This window comes from Sorangium sp. So ce406 (assembly GCF_051474675.1).
Lineage (GTDB): Bacteria > Myxococcota_A > Polyangia > Polyangiales > Polyangiaceae > Sorangium > Sorangium cellulosum_G.
The window spans coordinates 6,185,422-6,198,885 of sequence record NZ_CP150340.1 but is presented as its reverse complement, the minus strand read 5'-3'; the positions used below and the strand labels follow the sequence as shown (position 1 = coordinate 6,198,885).

The following is a 13,464-nucleotide window of genomic DNA, read 5'->3' as shown; positions in this document are numbered from 1 at the left end:
CTCTCCGGAGCCGCTCGCAGCACAGCAGCGCGGCGCCAACGCATCAATCGTGCGCGCCTCCATTCGAGATCAGGGGTAGCCTGATCGTGAAAGTGGCGCCCTTACCCTCCGCGCTGCGCACGAAGATCTGTCCGCCGTGCGCTTTGACGATCTCCCTGCAAATGAAGAGCCCGAGTCCCATGCCGCCGGACGAGGCGTTCGGGGGGCGCTCCACCTGGTAGAAGCTCGAGAACACATGCGGCACGTCGGCCGCGGGGATCCCCGGCCCCTGGTCCTCGACGTCGATCTCGGCGACGCCGCCGGCTTGCCGCAGGCGCACATCGATCCGGGGCGAGCCGTCGGCGTGCCGGAAGGCATTGCTCAGCAGGTTCATGAGGACCTGCTCGAGGCGCGCGGCGTCGCCCTTCACCACCATCCGCTCCGGCGCGCTGGAGGGCACGTCGAGGTGGATCTTCGGGGTCGGCGCGAGGGTCTGGGCGCTCTCCGCGGCGTGCGCGACCAGCGGGACGAGCGCCACGTTCGAGAGCTTGAGCTCGAACTTCCCGGTCTGGATGCGGGTCGCGCTCACGAGATCGTCGACCAGCCGCTCGAGCCGCTCGGTCTGGGAGCGGGCGAGCGACGCGAAGCGTTGCAGGCGCGGGTCGCCGTCCGCGGGGAGGAGGCTGACCAGCATGTCGAGGTAGCCGCGCAGGGGCACGAGCGGCGTCCGGAGCTCGTGGCTCGCCATCGCCATGAAGCGGTCCTGCAGCTTGCGGATGCTCCGCTCCGTGATGTCGCGGATGACGATCACGCCGCGCTCCACGGCGTCCTTGCCGGCCGCGCCGCTGCCGCCGATGGGGTGGCCCGTGGCCTCGAAGTGCCGCGTCGTGCCGTCGGGGCCGGGGACGGTGAACTCCATCTGGAAGCGCTCGCCGCGCGCGGCCCGCTGCTCCGGCGTGTCCTGGTAGAGCACCGGCCGGCCCTTCTCGTCGTACGCCGTGAGCCGGCCCGTGCCGAACATCGCGATGTAGGCGTCGTTCGTGACCACCGGCCGCCCCGCGCCGTCCACGACAAGCAGCGCGTCCGCCATGCTGCGCAGGATGGCGGAGAGCCGCTCCCGCTCCGCCTCGATCGGCGCGGCGAGCTCCTGGATCTCGCGGCTCCGCGACTCCAGATCGGCGTTCGTCGTGTTGAGCTCCTCGATCGTGGCCTGGAGCTCCTCGTTGACGGTCTCCAGCTCCTCGTTGGTCGCCTGGAACTCCTCGTTCAGCGTCTCGACCTCCTCCATGGCGGCCTGCGCCTCCTCGGTGGAGACCATCAGCTCCTCGTTCATGCCGCGGAGCTGCTCGTGCGCCGTCGTGAGCTCCTCGTTGGCCCGGAGCAGCCGCCGGTTCTGCTCGGCCAGCCGCTCGATCGCCGTGTGGTCCTGCTCGCGCGTCGCCTCGAACCGGGAGAGCGCGGCGGCCAGCGCCTCGTTGTCGCGGCGGAGCTGCTCGCGCTCGGCGGCGAAGCGCTCCTCGGCGCGCTCGCGCTCGGCCCTGACCTGCGCGAGCTCGGCCTGGAGCTGCGCCTCCCGGGTGATGATCTGCTCGACGTGCTTCCGGCGCCGTACGGCCTCGGTGACGTCCTCGACCACGATCAGCGCGGCGTCGACCTTGCCGGGCTCGACGTCGGTGCGGGGACCGTGGCAGGTGATCTGGATGTACGTCCGATCGCCGTCGGGCGTCGTCTCGACGGCGACCTCGATCGGCTGCGACGATTCGCCCCGGAAGGCGGCGTCGATCGCCTCGAGCAGCGGCCGGTGGGGGACGGACTGCGCGAGGTGCACGAGGTCCTGCCCGAGCGCCATGCCGTGGATTCCGAGCAGGCGCCGGGCCGCGAAGTTGATCTCGAGGATGTCGTAGCGGCTGTCGACGAGCACGATGCCCACACGGAAGCTGGAGAGCAGCACGTCGATGGACATGCGGGCGCGCGGGAGCTCCTTGGCGACGCCGCGCAGGGGCAGGACGGGGCTCTTGCCGCGGGACGCGCGCCGGGGCGGCGCCGGGGCGGCGGCGATCGAGGGGGGGACGAGGATGCGCTCGCCGCGGCGCACATAGACCTTCTGGTGGATGTCCTGGGAGACGAAGTACTCGCTCAGCGGGCTCGTGGTCTCGGCCTTGCCGAGCACGAGGTAGCCGCCTTCTCGTAGCGAGAAGGCGAAGAGGTGCAGGGTGCGGCGCTGGAGATCGCTCGTGAAGTAGATGAGGACGTTGCGGCACAACACGAGGTCGAGGTGCGGGAACGGGGCGCGCTGGCCGAGGTCGTGCTCGCCGAAGACGGTGAGGTTGCGGATGCGCTTCTTCACCTGGTAGTGGCCGTCGATCGAGACGAAGTAGCGGTCGACGAGCTCGTGCGGCAGCTCCTCGACGGCGGCCGCCCCGTAGATGCCGCGGCGGGCGAAGGCGACCGCCTCGCTGTCGAGATCGGTCGAGAAGATGCGGACGTGGAAGCTGTCGAGCTCGTTGCCGAGCAGCTCGCTGATCAGGATGGCCAGCGAGTACGCCTCCTCGCCGGTGGCGCACCCGGCCGACCAGATGCGCAGTGATCGGTTGTCGGCCCGGGCGTGGGCGATGAGCGAGGGGAGGATCACGTCGCGGAGGTGCGCGAAGAGCTCCGGATCGCGCATGAACTCGGTGACCTTGATGAGGAAGCTGTTGATCAGCCGCTGGTGCTCCTCGGGGTGCTCGGTGAGGTAGCTCACGTACTTGTCGATGGTGTCGGTGTTCGTGGCCGCCATCCGGCGCCGGAGCCTGCGCAGGATGGTCGCCTGCTTGTATTTCTTGAAGTCGATCCCGCTCTGCTCGCGCACGAGGTCGAGGAGCGTGAGGAGGTGCTTGTCCTCGTCCGGGGCGGGATCGACGTACGATCCGGACAGAAGATCGGTCAGGATGCTCCCGATGCGGTCGAGATCGGCCACGATGTCGACCGTGGTTGGGGCCAGGGAGTCGGGCATGCCCCTGAATCTCGCGGTGTCGGGGTTCTCGATGATCACCGTGCCGCCGCATTTCTTCACGTGGCGGGCGCCGACGCTGCCGTCGGAGCCGTTTCCGGTCAGGACGATGGCGATGAGGTTCTCGCCGTACATCTCGGCCGCGGTGCGGAAGAGCGTGTCGACGGACGGCTTGGGTCGCGCGCTGGTCTCGGGCGTGAGCCGGATCTCGTGGTCGGTGATCTCCACGTCGCGGCCCGCGGGCACGACGTAGATGACGCCGTCCTCGAGCGGTGAGACGGAGGCGACGGTACGGATCGGGAGCTCGCAGCGGCGGCGCAGGACCTCGCCGAGGTGGCTCTCCCGCCGCGGGTCGAGGTGCTGGGCGATCACGAGCGGGGCCGGGAACGGGCTCCGCAGGGTGGAGACGAGCGTGCTGAGGGCCTCGATGCCGCCGGCGGAGCAGCCGACCACGACAAGCTGAGGTTTGGGGCGGGCTTCGGTCATGAAAGTTCTCGTGGCTTATACATGCCGGACGGGGCGCGCTGATGGGTATGTGCGGCGGAGGACAGCCGTTCAAGTGAAGGCGAGCCGGTTTCGCGAGCCGGGGGCGGGAGACCCGACCCCGGGAGAGCCGGGAGACCCGACCCAGGTTGCGGAGACCCGACCCAGGTTGGGGCGGGAGACCCGGAGACCCGACCCAGGTTCGGAGACCGGGAGACCCGACCTAGGTTGGCGGGAGACCCGACCCAGGTTGGGGCGAAAAAGGGGGAACCCGACCCAGGTTAAGTAGGCGGAGCAGGCGGGGAGACCCGACACGGTAAACCGACCCGGATTGGGAAACCCGGGGACCCCCCCGCGACCTAGGTTGAGCTCGGTTCGGCTTGAGCTCGGCATGAGCCGACCCAGGCGAGCGGCAGTCCAACGCAGATTGCGTCAACCTCAGGTTGAGTCCGCTGGCGAACCGACCCGGGTCAGGGCTATTGTCAAGCCACCCGACCACGGTTGAGCCAATGATTGGTCAGCCCGGACTCAATCCGTGTCGGTGCCGACCCGAACCGGGGTGAGCCCGCAGCCTTCCCCTTGTCCACCTCGCTGTAGCGAACCCGGGCAATGACTACACCGTTGTGAGCACGATATCGGCTACGCTGGTATGGTCACGTTGACGCCGTGGAATATGCGCATCCACCATGTCCCGGCCGGGAATACGGCGCTGTGTATACCGGCACGCCATCGTTCGAGCGCCGCGCGGTACGAGGCGCGAAACGTCCGCACAGCGGTGGCTGCGGTTCTCCATGCGCCGCCCTGCTCACGGCCGACCGCGAAGGTCGGATTGCGCTCACGTAGGGCCTCGAAGCTCGTGGCACGCTCGTACGGGGAGACCTTGCTGGCCCTCTCGACGCCCAAGAAGCGTAGCCCTTGCCGATGCATCTCGACATGTGCCCGCGTTTCTTGTCGCTCCAGTTCGGCCGCGACCGCGCGACGGAAACCGTCCGCGCTGTCCTGCTTGATACCAGGCGGCAGCGCGAGCGGGAGCCCTACTTGCTGCGGCCACTGCGGATTCTCCGGATCGAAGTACGCGGAGGGGCGGGCCGCGCGCAGCTCGCCGCGGCCGATCTCGCTTACATCCACCTTGGCGCCCGGCCATTCACGCGCGTGCCGGACCAACCCCGCGGCCACAGGGTTCGCAAGGACGTAGGCGATCTTTTCGACCACCGCTGCGTGCGTCAGCAGCCGCACCACGCTGGTGGCTTCGTGGTCCCATACCGGCCCTTCCCACTTGCGGAGCACCTTCGTGCCGAGCGCGACGACGCGATGGAAGAACTGCAGGAAGCGCGGCAGTACGCCATCCGGGTCGGTCACGACGAGGTGCAGGTGCGATGACATCGCGCAGAGCGCATGGACCTCGATGCGGTAGCGTCGAGCCGAGACCGCGAGGCCGTAGACCAAGAGCTGGGTTACGGCGGCGTCGGGTCGGAAGAGGAGGTGCCTGCGGAGGGCGCGACGGGTGATCAGGTAGGTCGCGCCGGGGGTGATATCTCGGGGCTGGCTCATGGCCGCTGGACATCAACAAAGGTTGTGCCCGGTTTCGTGGTGAATGATTTCGAGTACTTGGATCGAGCCATGGGTGGCGGCCGCCAGGCGGTCCGACGATTCCGCCAGGTGTCCGCCGTCTGGGCTGCTGTCATTGGCCAGACGTGGGTCAGGTCGGATCCTCAACGAGGATCGGTCCCTCAACCCGGATCCTCGACCTGGGTCACTGTTCTTGTGGACCCACCCTCGATGTGACCGATCCTCAACCTGGATCGGGTGACCGATCCTCAACCTGGGTCGGGTGGCCGATCCTCAACCTGGGTCGGGTGGCCGGCGGGTTGACCGATCCTCAACCTGGGTCGGGTGGCCAACCTGGGTCGGGTGGCCCCTGGGTCGGGTGGCCGGGGTCGGGTGGCCGGGTGGCCGGGGTCGGGTGGCCGGGTGGCCGATCCTCAACCTGGGTCGGGTGGCCGGGTGGCCGGTGGCCCTACCTGGGTCGGGTGGCCCTGGTGGCCCTACCTGGGTCGGGTGGCCCTGCTTCATCCGGGGCCTGTGTGGGTCCTCCAGGAACCAGCGGACCAGCCCCCGCGTGTGCTCTCGCAGGTGCGGCCGCTGGGATTGCCAGGTTCAACTTGGATCCCGCAGCTCACGCGCTCCCCGGCTCAGCCCCCTCGCGCAGCCGTTCCGGGAGCGCCGACGCCACGGCGGCCCTGCACGCCTCCATCGAGGCGCGCAGCTCCTCGAGCGACGCCCCCGGCGGAGCGAGCGGCGGGTGCACCACGACCCGGATCACCCCAGGCGCCGCGGCATACCGGCCCTTCGGCTGAAGCGCGCCCGCGCCGTCGACGGTCACCGGCAGGACGCGGGCGCCCGCGGCCGAGGCGGTGCGGAAGGCGCCCAGCCGGAAGGGCAGCAGCCGCCCCGCCGCGCTCCGCGTGCCCTCGGGGAAGAACACCGTCGACCACCGCTGCATCACGTTGCGCCGCGCCTCGCCGAGATCCGCGATCGCGCCGCGGGCGCGCCGCCGATCGACCGGCGTGTGGCCGTACAGCCGCATGCCCCAGCCGAGCACGGGCACGCGGAACAGCGCGCGCTTCGCCAGGAAGCGCATCGGCGTGCGCCCCTGCAGCACCACGAGGAGCGCGAGGATGTCGAGCGTGCTCTGGTGGTTCGCCGCGATCACGTAGCGCTCGCCCGGCCGCACGTGCTGGACGCCCTCGGCCTCGACCCGCACGCCGACCAGCCAGAGCGCCCCGCGCGCCCACACGACCGAGAGCCGATCGTGCATCCGCTGCCGGGGATCGAAGGGAAAGCAGAGCAGCCCGACAGGGAGCAGCACGACAAGGAACAGCATGGCCCAGATGTGGGCGAGCGCTGTGCGCACGACCTCGACAGGACCGGCCCGCGCCGTGGCAGCGCTCGCGCCGCGCGCGTCACGTTCCTCGCGCGCGTTGCGTTCATCGCGCGCGTCGCGCTGAACGAGGGGTCGCACCGATCACCATGGTACGATCCCGGAAGCCGCGCCAGGGCTCCTCAAGGACCGCGGGCGCAGCACACAGTCCACGAGCGCCCTCGGAGGCCCGCGATGGCCAGCCGCGTCGACTTCTACTTCGATTACATCTCGGGCTACGCCTACTTCGCCTGGCTGCGGATCCAGGAGATCTGCGACCGCCGCGGCGTCGCGCTCGACATCCACCCGGTGCTCTTCGCCGGCCTCCTCGAGCGCTGGGGCCAGCTCGGGCCCGCCGAGATCCCGCCGAAGCGCGAGTGGGCCTACAAGGACGCCTTCCGCCACGCACGGCTCCACGGCATCGAGCTCTCCTGTCCGAAGGTCCACCCCTTCAACCCGCTGCTCGCCCTGCGGCTGTCGCTGCCCGAGGTCGCCGGCGCAGCGCAGCGCAGGGTGGTCTCGGCCATCTTCCGGGCCGGCTGGGGGCAGGGCATCGACCTCGGCTCGCCCGAGGAGCTCGCGGGCGCGCTCGATCGCGAGGGGCTCGACAGCGCCGCGCTCATCCAGCAGGCCTCGGCGCCGGCCGCCAAGGAGGCGCTCCGGCAGGGCACCGAGCGCGCCGTCGGCAGGGGCGTGTTCGGGGTGCCGACGACCTTCGTGGACGACGAGCTCTTCTGGGGGAGCGACCGCATGGAGTACATCGAGCTCGCGCTCGATGGGCGCGACCCGCTCGACCACGCCCGCGTGCGCGAAGCGCTCGCCCGCCCCAGGGGAGCCGACCGGCGCAAGGTGCGCCCCGGCGGCGACGGCTGAGCGCCAGCGCGCCGCGCCCCGGTCGCCCACGCAACCCCCCGGCTGACCCGCGGCGCCTCGCGCGCCCCCCGCTGCCGTCACTTCGCGACCGGCGGCGCCTCCGGCCCGTCGAAGCGCGGGACGAAGCCCTCGACGGAGGCGAGCGTCTCCAGCAACGTCACGTGCCGCAATCGCGGGATCGCCACGATCGTCGGCGCGCCGATCTCCTCCTCCGGGATGGCGAGCGTCGCCGCCTCCGCGAGCCCCGCCATGGTCGCGGCGACGATCTGCGTCGTGCCCAGGCTGCTCGGCGCCACCGACCGGAGCTCGCGGGGCAGCCCCGTCCAGTACTCCCGCGGGGACCCGCCGAACGCCGCCTCGACCGGGGGCCGCGGCCAGAACGTCGGGTCCTTGAGGCCGAGCTCCTCGACGAGCACCGCGCGCTCGGACCGGACGTCGCGCGCCCCCTCCTCGTCGCCGAGCAGGTCGAGCGCCTCGGCGCAGCGCTCGAGCGCCATGACGAGCTGCGTCCGGTTGCCCGAGGCGCGGATGAACTCGAGCGTCTCCAGGCCGTACGCCCTGAGCTCGCCGGCGTCGTGGCCCTGGAGCGCCAGCACGTGCATCCGGCCGACCCGGCCGAGGCTCACCGCGTACGCGTCGCCCGTCCCGGCCGACCCGATCTCGAGCGCCCGCTCGTAGGCGGCGAGCGCCTCGGTGAGGTGGCCCTGCACGAAGAGCACGTCGCCCAGGTACCCCTCGGCCCAGCCGCGCCCCATGCCGATGCCCAGCACGCCGCTGAGGTTGCACGCGTTCGCGATCAGCACGCGCGCCCGCGCGAGGTGCCCCACGTGGAACTGGTGCCGGCCCGCGTACATCGTGCCGACGTACAGGTAGAGCCCGCTCAGGCCGTGCTCCTCGGCGTACGAGAGGAGCTGCGCGGTCGACCGGACGCCGAGATCCCAGTCGAACCGGCCCTCGGCGAGCACCGCGTAGTAGAACCACGTGCCGAGCAGCCGCACCGGGTCGCGCAGGCGCTCGGCCAGGCGCGCGGCGTCCGCGGCGCTCTGCTCGGCCTCGGCGTAGTGGCCCGACTGGCTCAGCGCCACGCACAGGATGCCGCGCGAGTGGCAGAGCTCGACGTACTCGCCCGCCGCCTCGGCGAGCTCGCAGCCGCGGCGGAGCGGCTCGGTCGCCGGGCCGACCTTGCCGGCCGCGCACAGCGCGCGCCCGAGGATGTTCGCGGGCAAGCACTGGTACGGGCGCAGCTCGGGGCTCGCCCCGATCGCCTGGAGCGCCTTGCGGCTGTGCGCCACCGCGTCCGCGAACTCGCCCCGCACGTAGTGCACGCGCGACAGCGCGCTGGAGAGCGCCGCCGTGACGAGCGGCGTCTCCGGCAGCGCGCCCTGCGTGCGGCGCAGCAGATCGAGCGGCTCCGCCGTGCTGCCGAGCAGGCACGCCACGCGCGCGAGCTCGTGCGCGCACCGGGCCCTCAGCTCGACGCGCGCCGGATCGAGCGGCAGCCGCTCGAGCAGCGCGAGCGCCTGCTTGAGCCGCCGGCTCGCGCCGTGCGGGTCCTGGAGGCGGTCGGCCTCGCTCGCCGCGAGCAGGTACGTCGACGCGGCGCGATCGAGCTCGCCGGCGCGCTCGATGTGGTGCGCGAGCGTCCCCGGATCGCCGCCGCGCAGCTCGATGCGCCGCGCGATGCGCCCGTGGACCTCGCCGCGATCCTCGGGCGGCACCCGGGCCGCGAGCTGCTCGCGCGCCGCGTCGTGGGAGAACGACGTGAGGCGCCCGTCCTCGCTCAGGCAGACGTGGTGCGCGGCGGCGTCGCGCAGGGCGCCGTCGACCTCCGCCGGGTCGAACAGGCCGAGCTCGACCAGATCGTCGCGCTGGAACTGCCGGCCGATCAGCGCGGCGACGCCGAGGACCCGGACCGTCGTGGGATCGAGCGCCTCGATGCTGCGCGCGAGCACGTCCGACACCGACGCGGGCGCGCGGTACTGCGCGTCGGCCCGGGAGAGCTCGAGCGCGCCGCTCCGGCCGCGGTGCAGGAAGCCCTCGGTCTCCATGTTGCGGACGACCTGGATGTTGAAGAGCGGGTTGCCGGCGGCGAGCAGCGGGACCCGGCGCACGAGCTCCTGCACGAGCTCGTCCCCCGCGCCGCGGCCCAGCGCCGAGAGCAGCGCCCGGTTCGCCTCGGGCGGGAGCGGGCCGAGGTCGAGCCGCTCGACGCCCTTCCACGCGAGCCACCCCGCCGATCGCGGCGTCATCGGCGACGAGCCGGGCGGACCTGGCGACGCCGACGCGACGCGCGGCCCGGACGAGCCGGGCGGACCTTGCGATGCCGACGCGCCGCGCAGCGCGGACGAGCCCGGCGGCGGCAGCGAGCTGCGCCCGCCGGGGAACGGCGGCCGGGCGGTCGCGAGCAGCAGGACCGGCATCTCACCGAGCTGATCCGAGAGCCGCAGGAGCACCTCGTGCGTCGCCTCGTCGGCCCAGTGCACGTCCTCGATCGCGAAGACGACGGGGATCTCCTCGGAGATCGCGCCGAGCAGCCGCTGGATCAGATCGGCGATCCAGCGGGGGCCGCCCGGGCCGATGGCGCCGCCCTGGTCGGCGAGCCCGACCGCGCGGATGAGCTCCGGGACGAGCCCCTGGAGCAGGGCCGCGTCCTCGGCGACCACGAGGCTGACCAGCCGGCGGATGCGCGCCGCGCGGGTGTCGCTGTGCCGCTCCAGCCAGAGCGCGATCTGCGTCAGCGCCTCGCGGAGGGCGGAGTAGGGGACGAGCCCGGAGAGCTCCCGGCACCGGCCGTACGCGACGATCGCCGCGCCCGCCTGCTCCGCGCTCCGCAGCAGCTCGGCGACGAGGCGGCTCTTGCCGACGCCCGCGTCGCCGACCACCACGGCCGGCCGCGGCTCGCCGCGCACCGCGGTCTGGAGGAGCTCCACGAGCCGATCGAGCTCCTGCTCGCGGCCGATGAACGGCGCGTCGTCGAGCGCCTCGGGCGAGGAGGCCTCGCGCTCGTGCGGGCCGTCGTCCGACGGCTGCGCCGGCTGCGCGGGCGAGGCGCCGTGGAGCGTGACGTAATAGAGCTCCTTGAGCCGCGCGCAGAGCCGGGCCGCGCTCGAGAAGCGCCGCGCGGGGTCGCGCTCCATGAGCTCCTCCACGAGCGCGACGACCGGGGCCGGGGTCTCCGGCGCCACCTGGGAGAGCGGCACGAGCGCGCCGTAGATCTTCTGGTTGATGATGGCGTTGACCGTGCCGCCCGAGAACGGGAGCCGGCCGGCGAGCAGCTCGTAGAGCATGACGCCGACCGCGTAGAGGTCCATCCGGGGGCTCGGGCGGCCGAGCGCGCCCTGCTTCAGGCACTCGGGCGCCAGGTAGGCGATGGTCCCCGCGTTGACGCGCGCGTGCTCGGGCTGGAAGCTCACCGTGAGCGTGGCCAGGCCGAAATCGAGGATCTTGAGCCGGGGCTCGTACGGATCGGTGAGGACGATGTTGCTCGGCTTGAGGTCGAGGTGCAGCACGTTGAGCGCGTGGCAGTGGGCGAGCGCCTCGGCCACGCGGCGCGCGATGCGCAGGGCCTCGATCGTGTCGAGCGAGCCCATCCGCGCGAGGTACCGGTCGAGCGTCTCGCCTCGGACGAGCTCCATCGCGAGGTAGAGGCCGACGCCGTCGAGGACGCCGTACGAGCTGAGCTTGACGAGCGACGGGTGGCGCAGCCGGAGCAGCGCCTCGATCTCGTTCTGCTGGGCGAAGAGCTGCCCGACGTTCTGGGCGCTCACGTCCTTGAAGATCTTGATGGCGGCGTCGTTTCCGGCCTCGTCGTGGCCGCGGAACACGGCGCCGAAGCCGCCCTCGCCGAGCGGCTCGTCGATCGTGTACTCGCCGATCCTGGCGCCGCGCTCGATCAAGGGACCGCCGACCATCGTTCCTGCCCTTCCGAGGTCTCCGTCATCGCCTGCAGAGGCATCATGATACTCCGGACGCGGCGCCGTGCCGGGCGCAATGGCCCCTTCGGAGGCGCGTCATCGACGCCGGCCTCCCGGAGGCGTAGCGCGCATCAACGACCCTCGCCGCGACTCGCTTCGCTGGACAGGAAACATGGTTGTTACACGGGCGCTGGCGGGGCCGGTGCCTGTCCGGACGTCCGCATGTCCATGTCGTGGAGAAAAGGTGAGCTCCCATCCAGAACGGCGCTTTGCGCAGGGAGGCCGCTCCCGGAGATCGCGGCGACGGCCCCTTCCGGGAGAGGGGCGCCCCAAAAGACAACGGCGGCAGCCCCCTCCGGGAGGGGACCGCCGCCGCGTCCGGTCTCAGGCCGGTCCGGGGATCAGGTCCCGCCGCTGGCCGAGCCGCTCGCGGAGCCGCTGACGCTCGCGCTCGCCTTGATGTTCACGTCGATCGAGGCGGTCGCGCTCGCCGACGCGTCCACCGCGGCCGCGACGCAGGCGACCGCCTTGCCGCCGGCCTTGAGCGCCGCGTCCTTGAGGTCGGCGCCGGCCTTGCCCACGCCGGACACCGCCGCCGCGAGCTTCTTGCCGGTGCCGAGCTGCACCTTCGCGATCGCCGGGAGCGACGTGCGGAGCGCCGCGACGAGCTTCTGCGCGTCGGCGTTCACCTTGCCGTTCGCCACGATGCGGACGTTCGGCGGGTCGCACTTCGCCGAGCCGGCGGTCTTCGCCGTGCAGCTCATCTGGCAGCTCGGGTCGACGCTCGGGGGCTTGAACTCGCCCGAGCACTTCGGCTCCTTGATCTCGGCGCTGCAGCCGCCCGAGCAGGAGCCCGAGCACTTCGCCGCCGCCTTGATCTCGCAGGACCCCGAGCAGGAGCCGTCACAGGTGCCCGTGCACGACCCCTCGGCCTTGGCGTCGCACTTGCCCTCGCAGGTGCCCGCGCACGCCGCGCCCTTCGAGTCCTTGCCGTCGCACTTGCCGTCGCACTTGCCGCCGCAGGTGCCCTTGAAGCCGGCCTCGCACTTGCCCGAGCAGCTCGCGTTGCAGGTGCCGGAGCACGCCGCGCCCGCGTCGACGGTGCACTTGCCCTTGCACTCCGCGTCGCACTTGCCGCTGATCTCGCCGCCCTCACAGGACGCCTCGAGCTTGCCGGGCTGCACCGGCGAGCCGCAGTCGCCGAGGCACGCCTGCATCGCGTTGATGTCGGCGTAGCACTTGGGGGGCTCGATCTGGACCGTGATCTTCGCGTCGGCGTTCGCCTTGACGGCGGCGCTGACCTTGGCGGAGACCGCGTTGCAGACCTTCTCGGCGCCCTTGCCGCCGCCCGCGTCGGCCTTGAGCTCGGCGTCGCTCATGCCGAGGTCCTTGCCGAGCTTGCCGCACGAGGCGATGAGGTCCGCCTCCATGTCCGCCGTGAGCTTGTCGAGCGAGGCCGCGGCCTCGAGGAAGCCCTTGAGCTTGGCATCGACGTCGGCGCCGCCGTCGAACTTGAGGTTGGCAATGCCGCCGTTCTTCAGCTCCTCGCAGCCGCCCGCGGCGGACGCCAGGTCACCGGCCGGCCCGGGGAGGCTGTCCGCCCCCGGGATCCCCTTGCCGCCGCAGTTCATGAGGAGAGGCGACGCCAGCCCGACCAGGGCCACGGGCATCGCGAACAACTTCCATCGATTGACGCTCATCTCAGAAACCCTCCGGCACCTCGATGGGTACCCCATGGGGCGCGGACCCTACACCGGTGACCGCGACCTTGAAAGCTGGGACCGCCGCGATCACGCGCGGCAGTCGCTCCCACTGCCAAGCAGCCCCGCACTCCGGGCCCCAGCGATGGTGCGCCCTAATGCCCCAAGTCACGATCGCTGTAAAGAAACAAGCTGAGCTTGACGAGGGCTGGGAGGCGTGAGGGGACGTGCCCTCACACCCGCTCACCCGTCGCTCACTCGTCGTCTTCGTCGAAGGGGAGGTTGAGCTGCGCGAGCGGCCGCGCGCCGACCGAGGGCCCGCCCTTCTTCTCGAAGAGCGCCTGCTCGCGCGCGATGTCGGCCTCGATGAGGTCCTGGTTGTCGTAGGCGAACGCGAGCGCGTCCAGCACGCGCGCCGGCCCGAGGTTCGGGTAGCGCTTGAGCAGCGTCTCCACCGACGCGCCGCCGCGGTGCCACGCCCAGAGCCGGCGCACCGGGACGCGCGAGCCGAGCACGTGCGGGCTGCCGGCGAGCACCTGGCTGTCGCACCGCACGTGAGGGTGGGGTACGCGGATTCGCGGGAGCACCGGCGCGGCCATCGCG

General features: G+C 71.9%; 7 protein-coding genes. 1 reads left to right on the top strand and 6 read right to left on the bottom strand.

The window, feature by feature from the left end; genetic code table 11:
• Positions 1 to 43: 43 nt before the first annotated feature.
• From WME96_RS22780 to WME96_RS22770, 3 genes are all read right to left on the bottom strand, one after another.
• Positions 44 to 3,457, bottom strand: a complete 3,414-nt coding sequence (locus WME96_RS22780; RefSeq protein WP_437292189.1) for a CheR family methyltransferase — start codon at positions 3,455 to 3,457, stop codon at positions 44 to 46.
• Positions 3,458 to 4,093: 636 nt separating this feature from the next.
• Entirely contained in the window at positions 4,094 to 5,005 is a 912-nt protein-coding gene (locus WME96_RS22775) for a transposase (RefSeq protein ID WP_437292188.1), read from the bottom strand.
• A 625-nt stretch (positions 5,006 to 5,630) separates the two neighbouring features.
• A complete protein-coding gene (locus WME96_RS22770; protein ID WP_437292187.1) occupies positions 5,631 to 6,476 on the bottom strand; it encodes a lysophospholipid acyltransferase family protein in 846 nt (281 codons plus the stop codon).
• Positions 6,477 to 6,569: 93 nt separating this feature from the next.
• Between WME96_RS22770 and WME96_RS22765 the strand changes: the two genes are divergently transcribed.
• Positions 6,570 to 7,247 carry a 2-hydroxychromene-2-carboxylate isomerase gene (locus WME96_RS22765; RefSeq protein ID WP_437292186.1) on the top strand — a complete coding sequence of 226 codons (678 nt, stop codon included), beginning with the start codon at positions 6,570 to 6,572 and terminating at the stop codon, positions 7,245 to 7,247.
• Between the two features lie 77 nt (positions 7,248 to 7,324).
• Here the strand turns inward: WME96_RS22765 and WME96_RS22760 are convergent, their stop codons facing one another.
• The 3 genes from WME96_RS22760 to WME96_RS22750 all read right to left on the bottom strand — a co-directional run bounded on the left by WME96_RS22760 (position 7,325) and on the right by WME96_RS22750 (position 13,460).
• Complete coding sequence (locus WME96_RS22760; protein ID WP_437292185.1) at positions 7,325 to 11,158, bottom strand: protein kinase domain-containing protein; 3,834 nt, start codon at positions 11,156 to 11,158, stop codon at positions 7,325 to 7,327.
• Positions 11,159 to 11,562: 404 nt separating this feature from the next.
• Positions 11,563 to 12,861, bottom strand: a complete 1,299-nt coding sequence (locus WME96_RS22755; protein ID WP_437292184.1) for a hypothetical protein — start codon at positions 12,859 to 12,861, stop codon at positions 11,563 to 11,565.
• A 254-nt stretch (positions 12,862 to 13,115) separates the two neighbouring features.
• Complete coding sequence (locus WME96_RS22750) at positions 13,116 to 13,460, bottom strand: DUF433 domain-containing protein (protein ID WP_061614556.1); 345 nt, start codon at positions 13,458 to 13,460, stop codon at positions 13,116 to 13,118.
• Positions 13,461 to 13,464: the final 4 nt, after the last annotated feature.